Origin of the sequence: Streptomyces sp. NPDC049954, assembly GCF_040656295.1 — a bacterium.
Taxonomy (GTDB): Bacteria; Actinomycetota; Actinomycetes; order Streptomycetales; family Streptomycetaceae; genus Streptomyces.
The window spans coordinates 587,964-604,573 of record NZ_JBFALS010000004.1; the positions used below are offsets into that span (position 1 = coordinate 587,964).

The window sequence follows — 16,610 nt, forward strand, 5'->3', positions numbered from 1 at the left end:
CCCCGCACCTCCTCTTCGCGGGGGGCCCCCCTCGCGCCCAACCGGATCGCGGGCCCCTCCTCATGCGCGCGGCGTGTGCCGCGGGCGGCTCAGACGTTGACGCCGAAGTCGGCGGCGATACCGCCGAGGCCCGAGGCGTAGCCCTGGCCCACGGCGCGGAACTTCCACTCGGCGCCGTGCCGGTAGACCTCGCCGAAGACCATCGCGGTCTCGGTGGAGGCGTCCTCGGACAGGTCGTAACGGGCCAGTTCCGCCCCGCCCGCCCGGTTCACGACCCGGATGAAGGCGTTGCGCACCTGGCCGAAGCTCTGGCCGCGCGCCTCGGCGTCGTGGATCGAGACCGGGAAGACGATCTTGTCGACCTCGGCGGGCACGGTGTTGAGGTCGATCTCGATCGACTCGTCGTCCCCCTCGCCCTCGCCCGTGAGGTTGTCCCCGGTGTGCCGGACCGAGCCGTCGGGGCTGTTGAGGTTGTTGTAGAAGACGAAGTGCGCGTCCGAGAGGACCCTGCCGTCCGGCCCGCACAGCAGCGCGCTCGCGTCGAGGTCGTAGTCGGTGCCGGTCGTCGTCCGGACGTCCCAGCCGAGGCCGATGGTCACGGCCGTCAGGCCGGGGGCCTCCTTGGAGAGCGAGACGTTGCCGCCCTTGGCCAGCGAGACTCCCATGGGCTCTACCTCCTGGTGTGGCGAGGCGGGCGCGTGTGCGAACCCGCCTCCTTGAAAACTACATGACTGTAGAAGTTACGGGGGTGGGGTGGTGGCCCCCGGCCGGGAGCCGGGCGAGGGTGGTCGCGCTCGGTACGATCGCGGGAGGGCCGCGAGGCTTCCGGCCGGGCGTCACCGTACGGACGACGTGCGGGAACGCCGTACGGGAAGGGCCCGGTGACGCGGTCGTGCAAAAACGGCCGGACGGAACGGCCGTACGGGAACGGGCGGGAACGCCGGGCGCAGCGGGAGGTGCGGGATGACCGACGAGGGGAGCGGGCCCGGCGGCGCGGGGGTGCCGAGGCGGCGCGGGCAGGGCGAGCTGGAGGCGCAGATCCTCGCGGTCCTGCACTCGGCCGGGGAGCCGGTGACGGCCGCCTGGGTGCAGGAACGGGTCGGCGGCTCCCTCGCCTACACGACCGTCATGACGATCCTCACCCGGCTGCGCTCCAAGGACGCGGTGACCAGGGAGCGGCGCGGGCGCTCGTTCCTGTGGCACGCCCTGGCCGACGAGGCGGGGCTCGCCGCGCGGCGGATGCGGCGGCTGCTGGACGGGGAGCACGACCGGGACGCCGTCCTCACGAGTTTCGTCACCTCGCTGTCGGCGGAGGACGAGCGGCTCGTCCGCGCCCTGCTCGCGCGCGGCGGCGCCCCGGGGCTCGCTGAGGGGGGTTCCGCGCGGGGCGGTGAGGGGCCCGCGGGTTCCGGCGGGGGCCGGTCCGGTGGACGCTGACACCGTGGGTTACGTCGTCTTCCTGCCGTTCGTGGTGCCGCTGACGGCGCTTCCGGTCGCCCGCCTGGTGGAGCAGCGGCTGCATCCGCGCACCGTCACCCTGCTGCTCACGGCGGTGTCCTGCGTGCTCGCGCTGTGCAGCACGCTGTGCCTGGGCCTGCTCGGGGTGGTCGGCACCGCCCGGCTGCCCGGGAACCCGCTGCCGGACGGCTGGGCGGACCCAGAGGTGCGGGCCGTCGTGCCGTACGACGAGGTGACGGGCTTCGCCGCGATCGCCGCGATCCTCGCGGCGGGTGTGGCCTGCGCGGTGACGGCCGTCCGGTACCGGCGGGTGCGTGCGGGGGCGCGGCGCGCGCTCGCCGGGGTGCGGCCCGAGGGCGATCTCGTCCTGCTGCCGGACGCGGAGCCGTACGCGTACGCGCTGCCGGGGCGGCCCGGCCGGGTCGTCGTCTCGCACGGGATGTACGCGGGTCTGGACGCGGGGGAGCGGCGGGCGCTGCTCGCGCACGAGCGGGCGCACCTGGCCGGGCGCCACCACGGGCTGCTGCTGCTCGCCCGGCTCGCGGCCTGCGCGAATCCGCTGCTGCGGCCCCTGGTGCCCGCGCTGGCCTACGGGGCGGAGCGCTGGGCGGACGAGGAGGCGGCGCGGGTCGTGGGGGACCGGCGGCTGACGGCGGTCGCGGTCGGGAAGGCGGCGCTCTCGCTGCGGCCTTCGGGCCCGGGGCTGCTTCCGGCCTTCGCGGCGGGCTCGGCGGGCCCGGTCCCCAGAAGGGTCGCGGCCCTGCTCGGCCCGGCCCCCTCGACGGGCTGGCTGCCCTCGGCGTGGACGCCGGTGGGCTGGGCGGTGCTGATGGCGGGCGGCGGCGTGGTCGTCTCGACGGCCGCCTCGTTCAGCGCGACGGTGACGATGGTGGGCGTGCTGTCGGCGACGGCGTTCCAGTGACCCGGCCGGCGGGGTCACCGGTGACCTGGCCCGGCGCCCGACCGGTGGCCCGAAGCGACCTGACGGGGGCCCGGCCCTACTTCGCGTCCGCGTAGCACCGCACGATCGCGGTGGTGAAGGGGAAGTGGACCGGGATGTCGCCGAAGGCGATCCGGGTGGCCTCCTCGGCGGACTCGGCGATGAGCGCGGGGATCTGTTCTGCCTCGTCCTCGGGGGCGTGCACGATGACCTCGTCGTGCTGGAAGAAGACGAGTTCCGAGCCGCGTTCGCGCAGGCGGCCGCGGAGGGCGGCGAGCAGGAGCTGGGCCCAGTCGGCGGCGCTGCCCTGGACGACGAAGTTGCGGGTGAAGCGGCCGCGCGCCCGCGCTCTGGCCCCGGACTCGGCGGCGGGTCCGCTCTCGTCCTGGGGGAGCCCGGCCTCCCCGGTGTCCTCGGCCGATCCGGCGGGCGGGCAGGTGCGGCCGAGCCAGGTGCGCACGAGCCGCCCCTCCTCCCCGGCGCGCGCCGCCTCGTCCACGTAGGCGACGGCGCGCGGGAAGCGGCGGCGCAGCGCGGCGAGGTTCTTCAGGCCGTCCCCCGAGGTCTGCCCGTAGACGGCGCCTAGGACGGCGATCTTGGCCTGGTCGCGGTCGCCGCGGAAGGCCCGGTCGGACACCGCCTTGTAGAGGTCGCCGGGGCGGGCGGCGACCTCCATGAGCCCGGGGTCGCGCGAGACGGCCGCGAGGATGCGCGGTTCGAGCTGCGCCGCGTCGGCGACGACGAGCCGCCGGCCGGGGTCGGCGACGACCGCGCGGCGGATGACCTTGGGGATCTGGAGGGCGCCGCCCCCGTTGGTGACCCAGCGGCCCGAGACGGTGCCGCCCGCCACGTACTGCGGGTGGAAGCGGCCCTCGCGCACCCAGTCCTGGAGCCAGGACCAGCCGTGCGCCGTGTACACGCGGTACAGCTTCTTGAACTCGACGAGCGGTTTCACCGCCGGGTGGTCGAGGGACTCGATCTCCCAGCGCCGCGTCGAACGCACCTTGATCCCGGCCTCGGCGAAGGCCCGGACGACGTCGGCGGGCAGTTCGGGGTGGACGCGGCGGCCGAAGGCGGCGGAGACCTCGTCGGCCAGTTCGGCGAGGCGGCGCGGTTCCCCGCTGCCGCCGTACCGCTCGCCGAGCAGTTCGCGCAGGACGGCGCGGTGGACGTCGGCGTCCCAGGGCAGCCCCGCGCGGTTCATCTCGGCGGCGACGAGCATGGCGGCGGACTCGGTACCGGTGAGCAGCCGCATCCGGCCGGGGTGCGCGGTCGCGTCGTGGCGGCGCTGCTGCCCGGCGTACACCTCGGCGAGGGCCGCGAGCGGCAGCGGAACCGGCCCCGGCTCGAAGAGGGAGGACTGCGCGCCCGGCTCGGCGGAGCGCTGCGGCGGATCGGGCGGTACGGGCCGGCCGTGCAGCCGGGCCCAGGCGGCGGCGGCCGAGCGGGGTTCGCCGAAGCGGCCCTCGTGGCCGAGCAACAGGGTCTCGGCGGCCTCGATGTCGTAGCAGCGCTCGACGCGGACCCCGGCTTCGAGCAGCCGGGGATAGAGACGCGCGGTGGAGCGCCAGACCCACCGCGCGACCTGCGGCCGGGAGCGGACCGCGCTCGCGAGGCCGGGCTCGCGCACCGGGGGCGCGGCCAGGCTCCCGTCGGGGGCCAGCGGGGCCACCAGCACCTCGCCCCCCGCACCCCCGTCCGCCTCCTCGGAGGCCGACAGCACCCAGCGTTCGGTCATGCGTCCGAGTCTTCCAGTCGCCACTGACAGCGCCACTGCCCATGGACGGGTGAGAGCGGGGCGGGCCCGGTGCGAAAACTTGTCCACAGGCTGTGGACAATGAGGTCATGCCCCACGACCCCGGCCCCGGTTCCCTCCGCACGGAACTCGCGGAGGCCGTCGCCCGCGCCCTGGCCAACGACGACGACATGTCCCTGGACACCGGCGCCTCGCTGCTCGCGACGGCCCCGGAGACGGAGGCCGCCGGGTTCCTCGCCCGGCGCGGCGCCGGTCTGCTGGGCGCCGCGTGGCGCCACGGCTGGGAACCGGCCGACGTCGCCCGCCTGGTCCGCCGTGACCTGCGCCCCGCCCACCTGGCACTGCTGGCCGGGCTGGTGGCGCGGGAGACGGCGGACTACCCGGCCCTGGAGCCGCGCTGGCAGGCGCAGGTGGCGGCCCTGTCGGCCGAGGGGGCCGCAGCGTCCCCCGCCCGCGAGGACCGCTTCACGGCGGCGACGACGGCGCTCGAACTGCTCCGGCTGCTGCTGCGCCTGCCGCCGCTCGAACCGCTCGGCCCGCCACCGGGCGGCCCGGCGGCGGGCGTGGCACCCGCGCCCACCGACGACCCCATGCTCTCCCGCATCCGCGCCCTCCTCGCGAAGGCGGAGGCCACGACCTTCCCCGAGGAGGCGGAGGCGCTCAGCGCGAAGGCCCAGGAGCTGATGGCCCGGCACCGCGTCGACGAGGCGCAGCTCGCGGCGGGCCGCCGCGACGTCACGGCAGCCCCGGGCGCCGTACGCGTGGGGGTCGAGCAGCCCTACGGGACGGCGAAGGCGATCCTGCTGGACGCGGTGGCGCGCGCCAACAACTGCCGCGCGGTGTGGAACGAGCCGCTGGACTTCTCGACGGTCGTCGGCTTCCCCGAGGACCTCACGGTCGTGGAACTCCTGCACACCTCGCTGCTCGTGCAGGCCACCACGGCGATGACCCGGGCCGAGGCGGCGCAGCGCCGCGCGGGCCGCAAACGCACCAAGACCTTCCGCCAGTCCTTCCTCCTCGCCTACGCGGACCACATCGGCACCCGCCTCACGGAGACCTCGGCCCGCGTCACCGAGTCCGCCCCGGGCGACCTGCTGCCGGTCCTCGCGGCCCGCGAGGTGGCCGTCAGCAAACAGGCCGAGCACATGTTCCCCCGCACGACCTCGGCCCGGGTCCGCGGCGCCACCGACGAGGCCGGCTGGCAGGACGGCCGCGAGGCGGCGGAGGGGGCGGACCTGGGACGCCCGGGAAGGAAGCGGGTGCGGGGGAGGGGGTGAGGAGCCCCCGTCCTCACCGCCGCGCCATGTACACCTCGAACGCCTTGTGCAGCACCTTGTTGAGCGGGTAGTCCCATTCGCCGACGTACTCGGCGGCCTCCCCGCCGGTGCCGACCTTGAAGCGGAGCAGGCCGAGGAGGTGGTTGGACTCGTCGAGGGTGTCGGTGGTGCCGCGGAAGTCGTAGACGTGGGCGCCCAGCGCGTGCGCGTCGCGGATCATCTGCCACTGGATCGCGTTGTTCGGCTGGACCTCGCGCCTGCGGCTGGTCGAGGCGCCGTACGAGTACCAGACGTGGCCGCCGACCGTGAGCATCGTCGCGGCGGCCAGCACCTCGCCGTCGTGCGCGGCGAGGTAGAGCCGCATCCGGTCGGGGTGCTCGGCGGTGAGGGAGCGCCACATGCGCTGGAAGTACTCCAGGGGGCGCGGCAGGAAGCGGTCGCGTTCGGCGGTCTCGGCGTACAGCGCGTAGAACGTGGTCAGGTCGTCGTAGTCGCCGCGCACGACCTTGACCCCGGCCTTCTCGGCCTTGCGGATGTTGCGGCGCCACAACTGGTTGAAGTTCTGCTGGAGTTCGTCGAGGGACCGGCCGGCGAGCGGCAGCTGGAACACGTACCGGGGCTGCCCGGCGGCGAAGCCCTCCTCGCCGCCCTCGCCTCCGGACCGCCGCCAGCCGCGCCGCCGCAACCCGTCGACCAGGGCCTGGGCGCGCGGGTCGGAGGAGGTCGGCGCGACCTCGCCGAGGCGGTGCGCGTCCGGGTCGGCGACGGCGTCCTTGACGGTCGCCGCGTCCCAGCGGCGCAGGACGACGGGCGGCCCCATCTTCACCGTGAACGCGCCGTTCGCCTTCAGGTGCGCGAGCAGCGGGTCGAGCCACCGGTCGAGGTCCCCGTCGTACCAGTCCAGGACGGGCCCCTCGGGCAGGTACGCGAGGTGCCGCCCGATCCTCGGCAGCGAGCGGTACAGCACGAGCCCCGCCCCCACGATCCGGTCCTCCTCGTCCACCCACCCGAGGCTCTCGGCCCGCCAGTCCGGTTTGACGTCCCCCCAGGACGGCACCTGCATATGGCTGGCCGACGGCAGCCCGTCGACGAACGCGAGGTGCTCCGTACGGTCGATCGTCCTCAGACGCAAAGTCATGCGAAGCGCTCCTGCTCCATCGCGGGGGTCGGGCGAGGGAGCCTACTGTCGCCCACCCCCCGTTCCCCGGTCCCTCGCCGCAGCGGGGGCGGGGGTGACGCGGACGGGGGGACCGAGCTGCGGGCCGTCGCAGCGCCGCACCATGAAGGGCGAAGCAACGGCCGAGGGCGATCCGGCTCCAGGTGAGTGCCCCCGGGGTGCACTGGACAAGTTCCTCGTACGATGCGGTGTCAGTGGATGTGGCTACGGTGGAAGCACGCCGGAGCACTCGGGGAGGTGTGACGTGGATGGCGGCCAGCGCCGAACATCTGAAGGCCCTCGTCCGGGCGCACGCCGAGGCGGATGACGACCGCTTCTACAGCATCGCCCTCCAGGTCGCGGCCAAGTCCGCGCGGCAGGGGCACGGAAAGTTCGCCTCGGAGCTGAGCGCCCTTGTCGAGTCGATGCGGCAACGGGGCGCGAAGCCGCTGAGCGTGGTCGGCCCGACGCCGGTTGTCCAGCCCCGGGGGGAACTGGCGAGCCTCCTGGGCGCGGGATACCACGATCTCCGGCTGGACGACATGACCCTTGGCGCCGAGCTTCGGGCCTCGCTGGACCGCGTTCTGCACGAGCAGCGGCAGCGGGCCCGGCTGGAGCGCTTCGGTTTCACTCCGGCGCACCGCGTCCTGTTGTCGGGGCCTCCGGGCACGGGGAAGAGCATGACGGCGGCAGCGCTGGCCGGAGAACTGTCCCTGCCGCTTTTCACCATCCGCCTGGACGGACTGATCAGCCGCTTCATGGGCGAGACCGCGTCGAAGTTGCGGCAGGTCTTCGATGCGGTGGCGCAGACGCGTGCGGTCTACCTCTTCGACGAGTTCGACGCACTGGGCGCCCAGCGCGCCATGGGCAACGACGTGGGCGAGGCGCGGCGCATCCTCAACTCCTTCCTGCTGTTTCTGGACGAGGCGCCTTCGGAGAGCCTCGTGGTGGCGGCCACCAACCACCGCGAGATCCTGGACCGCGCGTTGTTCAGGCGCTTCGATCTGGTCGTCCCGTACGAGCCGCCCACTCCGGAACAAGCGGTGGAGGTGATGCGCCGGAGACTCGCGGGCATGGACACCGGCACCGTAAGGTGGTCATCCGTTACTGAGCGTGTGGCCGGGCTGAGCCATGCGGAACTCGTGAAAGCAGCCGAGTCCGCCGCCAAGCAGGCCATCATGGGGGGTGCCGACATGATCGATGATCGTCTCTTGCTTAACGCTCTGAGTGAGCGGCACGCCCTGCGCCATGCCTGAAGCGCACGGTTCTCCCCCCACCCCGCATCTTCTCGTCCCCCGGCGGGCCAGGACCCTGCGCCCCAAGCAGCCTCGGCCGGCGGCGGGCGGGAGCGTCAAGGACCGTTCCGCCGACCGGCGGGGGCACGTGTCCCGTCTGGTCGACGGGCTGGAGCGAGCCCGGGACGAGGCGGTCGACGTCGCGCGTGTGGTTCCGGGACCGCACCGGGCGGACGGTTTCGCCGTCCGGATCGAGGCTGCGACTGGGCACTCCCTGAAACTGGACGCACTGGACAGCTCCGGTCTGACGCTGATGAGCGTGCGTCCGTCGACCGCTCAGCGCCCCGAAGAGGCCGTCGTGTGGCTGCCGTTCGAGAAGGTCGCCGGTTTCTCCGGCCGTATCGGGCAGTTCACCCGGAACACGGACAGCGGCACGCCCCGGCAGGCCGCGCTGGTCGCCAACATGGAGAAGATTCAGCGAGCCTTGTTCGAGCATCTGTGGCAGGAGGACGGTCCGCTGCCGCCGCTGGGGGAACGCCGCTGGTGGGAGCTGTGGTTCGACCCGCACATCGGAGAGTCCGACCCCGTCGTGTTGCTACGGGAGGTGGCCGCGGAGCGACGGTGGCCGATGGCCGAGATGGCCATCGCTGTCGGAGAGCGCCTTGTCGCTCACGTCCAGGCCACCGGCGAGGAACTACGAGCAGTGCTGACCACCAACGCCTGTCCGGTGGAAGTGCGGCGGCCCAGCTTCGCCCAGGAACTCCACGCCGTGGACCGTTCCTTCCAGAGGGGCTTGGTGGACGACCTCGCCGAACGCATTGAGGTCGCGCCCTCCGATGCTCCGGTCGTCTGTGTCCTGGACACCGGAGTCAACCAGGAACACCCCCTGCTCAAAGCCGCGTTGCACGGGCGCGCGCACAGCGTGTCTCCCCACCGGACAGCGGCCGACCGGCACGGGCACGGCACCGAGATGGCGGGGATCGCTCTGTTCGGCGATCTCGCCGGACCGCTGGAGTCGAGGGAGTCCGTCACTCTCGTCCACGGACTTGAGTCCGTGAAGATCCTTGACGGCGCATCGGGAGACGCCGCCTGTCCGCGCACGTACGCGGAGGTGACCGCGAACGCCGTGGCAACGGCGGAGATCGAAGGCGCGAGCGCCGGGGCGCCGCGCGCCAGGGTCTTCTCGATGGCGGTCACCCGGCAGTCCGGGGACGGGGAGAACGGCGTCGACGGTGCTCCCACTCTGTGGTCCGCAGCCCTGGACGCACTCGCGACGGGCACGGACGTGGTGGCGCACGACGACCGGATCGAACTGGTGGGGGCCCCGGACCCGGCCGCCTCGCGGCTGATCGTGGTCAGCGCGGGGAACATCAGAAACCTGGCGCCACACCAGATCCGTACTCCGGCGGGCAGCCTGGACCACTTGACCATGTGCGACTTGTCACGCATCGAAGAACCCGCGCAAGCGCACAACATCCTCGCCGTCGGGGCCTTCACCGAACTCACCGGAATACCTGAGGACCCCTCGTTCGCTGGCTTCCGGCCGCTTGCCACCGCCGGCCAGCTCTCGCCGTTCAGCCGGACGTCCGTCGCGCTCACGGGGATGCCGGTCGTGAAGCCGGACATCGTCCTGGAGGGCGGGAACCTTCTGGTCGACCCGGGTGAGACGCTGCTCGATCCGCACGACGTGGTGAGCGTGACCACCACGCACAGAGACGCGTTCCGGTTGATCTCGTCCGCGAACGCCACCAGCGCCGCCACCGCTCAGGCAGCCCGCCTCGGCGCCCTCGCCCATGCCGCGTATCCGGGCCTCTCGGCAGAAGCCGTACGGGCCCTCCTGGTGCACGAAGCGCGCTGGACCCCCGCGATGACGGGGCCCGGCCTGTACAAGCGCACCGGCGCCCCCAAGCTGCCGAAAAGGCAGTTGATGCAGCAGGTCATCCGCCGATACGGCTGGGGCGTACCCAGCGAGGAGCGCGTGCTGTCCAGCGCCGCCAACGCCGTCACCCTCATCATGCAGAGCGAGCTGGTCCCGTTCCGGCGAGACGGAAGCGGTGCTGTACGTCTGGCGGAACTGCAGCTCCATGAACTCCCCTGGCCGCTGGAACAGTTGCGCGAGCTGAGCGCCACCACCGTCCAGCTGCGGGTGACGCTCTCCTACTTCATCGAGCCGAACCCGGGGCGGCGTGGCATGCGCGGCCGCTACAGCTACGCCTCCCATCGGCTTCGTTTTGCCATCAAGTCACCCAGTGAATCCGTGGACGCCTTCGAACGGCGCGTCACCGAACACGCCGGGACTGAGGCGGACGTACTCTCCCACGCCAAGGCATTCGAAGGTGACGCGAACTGGCTGGTCGGCTCCCGCAACCGAAACCAGGGCTCCCTGCACTCCGACATCTGGCAGGGCTCGGCGGCTGAACTGGCCGAATGCGGAGTCCTCGCCGTCTTCCCCTCCGGCGGCTGGTGGAAGAGCAACAACCGCACCGACCGGGTGGGCCGTGCGGTGCGGTACGCGCTCCTGGTGTCGCTGGCGACGCCTGAAGTGCGGACCGACCTGTACACCCCGATCGCGAACCAGCTCGACATCCCGATCCCCGGTGTGCCGCGGGCGCGCAGCGAGATCGCCGGAAGAACACCGGTACAAACCGAGATCGGTTGGTAAGCGTCGGTCCGGTGGACTCGACAGGTGGTGAGCTGCGGCAGGCAGGTGAGGAGACGTGCGGGAGAGGAGGCGTGCCCCTCTCCCCTCCCGCGCCTCGGGCTCCGGGCCCCTGGTCTCGGGGTTCGGGTCTCGGGCTGTTTCCCGGGTTGGGGTTTTTGTGGGGGTGGGAAATACCTTCCTCCCTTCCCCCTCCTGTCACCTCAAGTGCCCTGCTCACCCGTAGGGATGACGTTTCCCGTCCGCGTTGCGCGGGGACGGGCGCAGCCTCTACGTTCGGCCCCAACACGATCTTCGCGGGGACCTGTGTGCCTCGCGAGCCCCACACATGGAAATGACCCCAGTCGGCGCTGCAACGCCGCTGGGGTCGGACCACGAGACCTTGACAGAGGAAGGTCGAATCATGGCTGTCAGCCACACTAACTCCGCTGCCCCCGCCGTGTCCTGGCCCATGGCGAAGGACGGCTTCGGCAAGCGGCTCGCCCCCGGGCAGGACGACCTGTCCGAGGGGTCCTTCGCACATCTGCCCGCGCGGGAGGCCGCCATCGCCGGGTTCATCGAGCGACTGCCGCAGGGCGCCGCGATCGGGTACAAGGCGCTCGCCTCCGTGCTGCCCGACTACGGCCAGCAGGCCTGCCGTACCGCGCTCAAGCGGCTGTCCAGGATCGGGCACCTGCGCTGGGTGCGGGAGCACGTGACCGTGCAGGACGGCACCCGGCGCTGGATCACCCGGACCTACTTCTCCCGTACGGCCCGCGACGTCACGTGGTGGGCCGAGTTCGTCCGGTCCGTGAGGGGGGTGGAGGTGGGCGAGCGGGGCGCGCCGCGCGCGGTGCCCACCGCCGACACGCCCCCGGTCGGCACCCTTGAGGCACCCGCCACGCCTGTCCCAGGCGTCCAGCCCGAGACCCGTGAGACCCGCGAGACGCCCGTCGCACCCGTCGCACCCGTCACGACCGTTCCCGGTGATGTTCCGCAGGGCGCCGCGTCCGGCCGGGGCGCCGAGGCCGCCTACCGGCTGCTCGCCCGGCTCGGGCGGGTCGAGCCGCGGCTCTCGCTCGCCGAGCGGGAGTGCCGGGAACTCGCGCCGCTGCTCGCCGTCTGGTTCGAGCGGGGTGCCGGTGAGGAGAAGATCCTCGACGCCCTGACCCGGCAGCTGCCCACGCCCGTGCACAGTGCGGGCGCGCTCGTCAGGTCCCGTCTTGAGCGCAAGGTGCCGCCCGAGGCCGAGCCCTTCCGCGAGACGGTCCTCGACGCCCAGGAGATCTGCGCCGACTGCCACACCCCGGACACCGTCGTCCGGCTCGTGGGCGGGGTCTGCGAGGAGTGCGCGGAGGACCTTTACGCCGAGGACGCCGAGGACGCGGAGGAGGCCGGGTGCGCCGGGGGCCTCGGGGGCGCCGAAGGGGGGCGGGCCCGGCCCGCTCCCGCAGGCTCGCCCGCCCCCGCCCCTGCCCCCGCCTTCGTCCCGGACACGTTCCTCTCCCCGGCCGGTCCCGGCGAGGAGCCCACCGTCCGTGAGCGGGTGGACCTGCTGCGGGAGCTGGCCGGGATCGGCGCCATGCCGAACTGACGGTCCCGCCGCCGTCCGCCGCCGTCCCTCACGCGGCCGGCGCGGCCTCGGCCTTCGCGGGGGCGCGCCGTACGGCCGTGAGCACCAGGACGAGTCCGGCCAGGGCCCAGACCGAGAGGGTCACGACGGCGCCGCCCGCCCCCGTACCGTCGAAGAAGGCGTTGGCGCGCAGCAGGCTGCCGGAGGCGCCGACCGGCAGCAGCTGGCCCAGCGTCGACCAGCCGTCGGGCAGCCAGTACGGGCCCGTGGCCAGGCCGGAGAGCGGGTTGCCGAGGAACATCATCACCACGGACAGCCCCAGGAACCCGGGGGTGCCGAACCGCGCCTGGAGGCCGAGGAGCGGGAGCCCGAGCGCGAGCATGCCGAGGGCCAGGCCGAGCGCGCTCGTCAGGTAGTTCCCGTCGAGCGTGCCGATGCCGAACTGGAGGACGGCGGTCGCCCCGGCGGCGGCGACGAGCGCGAAGCCCACCACCCCGGCGAGCCGCGTCCGCAGCGCCCCGGCCCCGGGAGCGACCGCGGAGAGGATCAGGACGGGCAGGATGCCGCCGAAGACCATCGGCAGCGCCATGGAGGCGAGCCCGGTGCCGTGCGGGTCGTCCTGCCCGAAGCCGACGACCTCGTGCGTCGTCGCCTTCACGTGCTGCTGGTCCGCGAGGCCGGTGCCGAGCCCGCTGACGGCGGTGCTGATCTGCTGGCCGCCCCCCGGCGCGGTGTAGACGTCCACGCCGTTCGCACCGAGCGCGATGCCGCCGACCACGTCCCGGTCGTGCAGCGCGGTGGTGAGCGCCTTGGTGTCGTCGTACGTCGTGACGTCCCACTGGTCGTCGGGCAGCCGCTCCTGTACCGCCGTGACGGCGGACCGCGGACCGACGACGCCGAGCGGCGCGTGGTGCGGGCCGCCGTTGACCGAGGGGAACCCGAAGGCGCACAGCATGAGCGTGATGGCCGCCGCCAGCCCGACGACCACGGCCGCGATCCGCGCCCCGGCCTTCCGGCCGCCCGGCGGCGGTGTGGCGGGGGCGGGGGCGGAGTCCGCCGTGGGGCCGCCGGTGGCGAGGGTGACGTCGGTCGACATGGCAACCACCTCTCTTCGTACGAGTGGGAGTGCTCCGCCCGCGCGGAACGGCGGAACGGCGTAACGGGCATGGCGGGGAGGACCGGCCGCGATCGGCGTCCGGTGCTCCCTCCGGCTTCATCGTACAACTCATCGTGCAGTGAGTTCATCGTGAGATGAGTTACGGGGGAGGCATGATGGGTGGCATGGACGGCCTCAGGGATGTGGGCGCGGGGCACGCGCAGGACGACGAGAAGAGCGGCGCGAAGGGCGCGGGCGGCGCGAAGGGCGCGGCCGGAGCACCCGGGGCGGCCGGAGCGCGGAACCCCGTACCGGCCGCCACACCGACAGCCGCCGAGGCGAAAGCGCCGGTCAAGCACGCGGGCGGACGGCGGCCCGGGGAGACCCGGACCCGCACGGCGATCCTCGACGCCGCACGGTCCTGCTTCGCGGAGAGCGGTTTCGAGGGCACGAGCATGCGCCGCGTCGCGGAGACGGCGGGCGTGGACCAGGCGCTCGTGCACCACTTCTACGGCTCGAAGAGGAACCTCTTCATCCAGGTGCTGGAGCTGCCGGAGAAGCTGGCGGCCGCGCTGTCCGCCGCCACCCGGGGCGAGGCCGAGGGCCTGGGGGAGCGGATCGTCCGGGCGCACCTCTCGGTGTGGGACGACGTCTCGGCGCGGCCCGCGCTGATGGCGATGGTGCGTTCGGCGGCCACCCAGGGCGACGCGGGCGCCCGGCTGCGCGACACCCTGAGCACGATGCTCGGTCAGGCGCTCGACCAGGCGGTCGCCGGGCCCGACACCGCCCTGCGCACCAACCTCATCGCCTCCCAGCTCATCGGCCTCGGTTTGATGCGCTACATCCTTCTCCTCGAACCCCTCGCCTCCGCCGACACGGACACCGTCGCGCGGTACTACGGGACGGCGGTCCAGGCGATCGTGGAGGGCGGCACGGCGGGAGGGCCCGTTCCGCTGCCCGTCCCGTAGTGCCACGCCGGGACGAAACGCCGGAAACGGAACAAGTCCGTATCCTTACCGGCGTGAGCTGGCTCCGGGCGGTGGCGGATACCAGCCGCTCCGGTCTCAAGGTCGAGCGGCGGCGGCTGGAGCCGCTCGTGGCGCTGCGCGGGGCCGCCGGGCTCGCCCTCGTCATCGGGGTCAGCCTGTGGCTCTTCGGTCCGCAGATCGCCGCGAGTTCCGCCTTCGGCGCGTTCTCCGCCGCCATCGCGACCTTCCAGCGCAGCTGGCGGCCCCGCCCCGAACTGGCGCTCGCCTCGGGGACCAGCCTCGCGGTCTCGACCTTCCTCGGCTACGTCACCGTCGGGCACCTCTTCCTCCTCGTCCCGCTCCTCGTGCTGTGGGCCTTCGTCGCCGGGCTCGCCTGGTCGGCGGGGCCCACCGTCGGGATCATCGCGGCCTCCAACGTGGCGATGGTGATGGTCACCGTCACCCTGCCCGTCTCGCTGCTGTCCGCCCTCGGGCACGCCGGGGTGATCGCGGCCGGCGGCTTCGTGCAGGCCGCCCTCGTCGTCCTCTTCCCGGTACGGCGCTGGGGCGCCCACCGCGACGCGCTCGCCGACGCCCTGGCCGCCGAGGCCGACTACGCGCGCCGCCTGCGCCACGACCCCGTCGCCCCCTTCGACCCCGAGCCGCTCATGGAGGCCCGCGACGCCGCCGTCCTCACCCCGCGCCAGGCGCGCAGCCGTCCGAGCGAGCTGCGCGGGCCCCGGGGCGTCGCCGAACAGCTGCGGCCGGTCCTCGCCTCGATCGCCGACCCCGCGCTCGGGGTCCCCGGCGAGGGGCCGGAACGGGAGCGCGTCCGCGAGCTGCTGTACGCGGCGGGCACCGTGCTCGACGCGGCGGCCGAGGCCGTCCGGGGCGGCGAACCCCTCCTCGTGGGGCCCGCCGCCCTCGCCGTCCTGCACACCCCCGACACCGGTCAGCTGCTGAACGGGCCGTCCCGGCGCGCCGCGACCCGGCTGACCGAACTGCTCGACGAGGTGATGGAGGCCGCCGACCCCAGCGGCCGCGAGAGCCGCCGGGGCACGGAGGGCGGCAGTACCCGCGTCACCGCGCGCGCCCGCGGACTGCGCACCGGTGCGCGCACCGTCCTCGGCACGGGACTGCGCGCGCTCCTCGCGGCCCGCGACCGCGTACGGGACCGGGTCCGCGCCCGCACGCTCACCGGCGCCGGGGCCCCGGTCGCCGAAGACAGCCCGCCCGCGCACACCGTCGGCGGAGTCGTCCGCACCGGGGCCGGGGGTCACGGGGCCAGCGACACCGGGGCCCGGCCGCCCTCCAGGACCCGGCCCTCCCTGTTCCGCCTCGTACCGGTCGCACTGCGCGCGATGCGCGAGGAGCTGTACCTCGGCTCGACCCTGCTGCGGCACGCCGTGCGGGTCTCCGTCGTCGCGGGCCTCGGCTACCTCGTCGGCACGCTGCTGCCGCTCGGCCACGGGTACTGGGCGCCGCTCGCCTCCGTCATGATCCTGCGGCCCGACTTCGCGCAGACGTACTCGCGCGCCGCGGGCCGTTTCTTCGGCACCCTGCTCGGCGTGACCTTCGCGTCCGTCGTGGTCCGGCTGGGCCACCCCGATCCCGACGTCCTCGCGCTGCTCGCCGTGTGCTGCGCCGGGCTCATGTACCTCCTGATGCGCACGGGGTACGTGGTCGGCCAGGTCTGCGTGTCGATGTACGTCGTGTTCCTGCTCGGCATGGGCGGGCAGGGCCTGGGCCAGACCGTCCCCGAACGCGTCGGGCTGACCCTGGTCGGCGGTGTCCTCGCGATGCTCGCGTACGCCGTGTACCCGGCCTGGGAGGCGCCCCGCCTGCGCACCAGGCTCGCCGAGGCGCTGCTCGCGCACGCCGAGTACGCCGCCGCCGTCGTCCGCAGCTACGCCAGGCCGGGCGAGGACCGCACCGACCAGGTGCGGCAGGGCCTGCTCGACGCGCGCGAGGCCCGCGCGACCTGGCAGGAGGCGGTCGAGAAGGCCAGGAACGAGCCGGTACGGCAACGGGGCCTGTCCCGGGCCGCCGCCGACGCCGCCGACGAGGCCCTGGACGAGATCTCCCGCGTCGCCATGCTCATGGAGGCCCACCTGCCCGAACACGGCGCGATGCCCGTACCCGCCGCCGAACGCCTCGCCGACGCCCTGCTCACCGCGGCCGAACGCGCCGACCGCGACGTACGCGAACGCAGGGTGCCCCGGTGGGACGAGGTGCGCGCCGCGCTCGAAGCCTGGGACGCCTGGCCGGACGAGAGCTCGTGGGTGCCCGACCGCGTCGTGCGCAAGGGCGCGGGCCTCCTCCTGGAAGCCGTCGAAGGACTGTCCCGCACGCTCGCCGCCTACCGACAGGGCCCCGCCGAGCAGCCCGTCGACATCGGGGAGACGGGGGACGTCGGGGACCCCGGGCCGAGCGCCTCGGGTGACTGGTCGAGCAGGTGACGGACGCCACTCCGCCAGCTTATTGAAAACGGTTCCCGTTAACGTACCATCGAG

Annotated in this window: 12 protein-coding genes; 8 read left to right on the forward strand and 4 right to left on the reverse strand. The window is 73.7% G+C overall.

Annotated features, from left to right (window positions below):
- Positions 1 to 89: 89 nt before the first annotated feature.
- Positions 90 to 665, reverse strand: a complete 576-nt coding sequence (locus tag AB0J21_RS11805; RefSeq protein WP_363145694.1) for a TerD family protein — start codon at positions 663 to 665, stop codon at positions 90 to 92.
- Positions 666 to 963: 298 nt separating this feature from the next.
- On the opposite strand from AB0J21_RS11805, the gene AB0J21_RS11810 reads away from it, so the two are divergent.
- Together AB0J21_RS11810 and AB0J21_RS11815 are read left to right on the forward strand one after the other, a co-directional pair.
- A complete protein-coding gene (locus AB0J21_RS11810; RefSeq protein ID WP_363145695.1) occupies positions 964 to 1,437 on the forward strand; it encodes a BlaI/MecI/CopY family transcriptional regulator in 474 nt (157 codons plus the stop codon).
- Between the two features lie 4 nt (positions 1,438 to 1,441).
- The gene (locus AB0J21_RS11815) at positions 1,442 to 2,380 is read left to right on the forward strand and encodes a M56 family metallopeptidase (RefSeq protein WP_363145755.1); all 939 of its coding nucleotides are present in this window, start codon (positions 1,442 to 1,444) and stop codon (positions 2,378 to 2,380) included.
- Between the two features lie 76 nt (positions 2,381 to 2,456).
- On the opposite strand, the gene AB0J21_RS11820 is transcribed toward AB0J21_RS11815, so the two are convergent.
- On the reverse strand, positions 2,457 to 4,136 hold the full coding sequence (locus AB0J21_RS11820; RefSeq protein WP_363145696.1) for a bifunctional 3'-5' exonuclease/DNA polymerase: 1,680 nt from the start codon (positions 4,134 to 4,136) through the stop codon (positions 2,457 to 2,459).
- A 107-nt stretch (positions 4,137 to 4,243) separates the two neighbouring features.
- Here AB0J21_RS11820 and AB0J21_RS11825 point away from each other — a divergent pair, with 107 nt between their 5' ends.
- Positions 4,244 to 5,431: a DUF2786 domain-containing protein gene (locus AB0J21_RS11825; protein WP_363145697.1), complete on the forward strand. Its 1,188-nt coding sequence runs from the start codon at positions 4,244 to 4,246 to the stop codon at positions 5,429 to 5,431.
- A 13-nt stretch (positions 5,432 to 5,444) separates the two neighbouring features.
- Here AB0J21_RS11825 and AB0J21_RS11830 read toward each other — a convergent pair whose 3' ends face one another.
- On the reverse strand, positions 5,445 to 6,569 hold the full coding sequence (locus AB0J21_RS11830; RefSeq protein ID WP_363145698.1) for a peptidoglycan bridge formation glycyltransferase FemA/FemB family protein: 1,125 nt from the start codon (positions 6,567 to 6,569) through the stop codon (positions 5,445 to 5,447).
- A 287-nt stretch (positions 6,570 to 6,856) separates the two neighbouring features.
- On the opposite strand from AB0J21_RS11830, the gene AB0J21_RS11835 reads away from it, so the two are divergent.
- The 3 genes from AB0J21_RS11835 (at position 6,857) to AB0J21_RS11845 (ending at position 12,054) form a co-directional block, all read left to right on the forward strand.
- Complete coding sequence (locus tag AB0J21_RS11835) at positions 6,857 to 7,843, forward strand: ATP-binding protein (protein ID WP_363145699.1); 987 nt, start codon at positions 6,857 to 6,859, stop codon at positions 7,841 to 7,843.
- Positions 7,836 to 10,484, forward strand: coding sequence for a S8 family peptidase (locus AB0J21_RS11840; protein WP_363145700.1), 2,649 nt, complete (start codon positions 7,836 to 7,838; stop codon positions 10,482 to 10,484). The genes AB0J21_RS11835 and AB0J21_RS11840 overlap by 8 nt, the downstream gene beginning before the upstream one ends.
- Positions 10,485 to 10,884: 400 nt before the next feature.
- Positions 10,885 to 12,054: a hypothetical protein gene (locus tag AB0J21_RS11845; RefSeq protein WP_363145701.1), complete on the forward strand. Its 1,170-nt coding sequence runs from the start codon at positions 10,885 to 10,887 to the stop codon at positions 12,052 to 12,054.
- A 28-nt stretch (positions 12,055 to 12,082) separates the two neighbouring features.
- On the opposite strand, the gene AB0J21_RS11850 is transcribed toward AB0J21_RS11845, so the two are convergent.
- On the reverse strand, positions 12,083 to 13,129 hold the full coding sequence (locus AB0J21_RS11850; RefSeq protein ID WP_363145702.1) for a hypothetical protein: 1,047 nt from the start codon (positions 13,127 to 13,129) through the stop codon (positions 12,083 to 12,085).
- A gap of 185 nt (positions 13,130 to 13,314) precedes the next feature.
- On the opposite strand from AB0J21_RS11850, the gene AB0J21_RS11855 reads away from it, so the two are divergent.
- Both AB0J21_RS11855 and AB0J21_RS11860 read left to right on the forward strand, forming a co-directional pair.
- The gene (locus AB0J21_RS11855; protein ID WP_363145703.1) at positions 13,315 to 14,097 is read left to right on the forward strand and encodes a TetR family transcriptional regulator; all 783 of its coding nucleotides are present in this window, start codon (positions 13,315 to 13,317) and stop codon (positions 14,095 to 14,097) included.
- Positions 14,098 to 14,150: 53 nt separating this feature from the next.
- A complete protein-coding gene (locus AB0J21_RS11860) occupies positions 14,151 to 16,556 on the forward strand; it encodes an FUSC family protein (protein ID WP_363145704.1) in 2,406 nt (801 codons plus the stop codon).
- The last annotated feature ends 54 nt before the right edge of the window (positions 16,557 to 16,610 follow it).

What these genes read in the sequence shown, in the direction of transcription:
- AB0J21_RS11810 (WP_363145695.1), top strand. Translation starts at nt 964, where the DNA reads ATGACCGACGAGGGGAGCGGGCCCGGCGGCGCGGGGGTGCCGAGGCGG.
- AB0J21_RS11840 (WP_363145700.1), top strand. Translation starts at nt 7,836, where the DNA reads ATGCCTGAAGCGCACGGTTCTCCCCCCACCCCGCATCTTCTCGTCCCC.
- AB0J21_RS11835 (WP_363145699.1), top strand. Translation starts at nt 6,857, where the DNA reads ATGGCGGCCAGCGCCGAACATCTGAAGGCCCTCGTCCGGGCGCACGCC.
- AB0J21_RS11820 (WP_363145696.1), bottom strand. Translation starts at nt 4,136, where the DNA reads ATGACCGAACGCTGGGTGCTGTCGGCCTCCGAGGAGGCGGACGGGGGT.
- AB0J21_RS11805 (WP_363145694.1), bottom strand. Translation starts at nt 665, where the DNA reads ATGGGAGTCTCGCTGGCCAAGGGCGGCAACGTCTCGCTCTCCAAGGAG.
- AB0J21_RS11830 (WP_363145698.1), bottom strand. Translation starts at nt 6,569, where the DNA reads ATGACTTTGCGTCTGAGGACGATCGACCGTACGGAGCACCTCGCGTTC.
- AB0J21_RS11825 (WP_363145697.1), top strand. Translation starts at nt 4,244, where the DNA reads ATGCCCCACGACCCCGGCCCCGGTTCCCTCCGCACGGAACTCGCGGAG.
- AB0J21_RS11850 (WP_363145702.1), bottom strand. Translation starts at nt 13,129, where the DNA reads ATGTCGACCGACGTCACCCTCGCCACCGGCGGCCCCACGGCGGACTCC.
- AB0J21_RS11845 (WP_363145701.1), top strand. Translation starts at nt 10,885, where the DNA reads ATGGCTGTCAGCCACACTAACTCCGCTGCCCCCGCCGTGTCCTGGCCC.
- AB0J21_RS11855 (WP_363145703.1), top strand. Translation starts at nt 13,315, where the DNA reads ATGGACGGCCTCAGGGATGTGGGCGCGGGGCACGCGCAGGACGACGAG.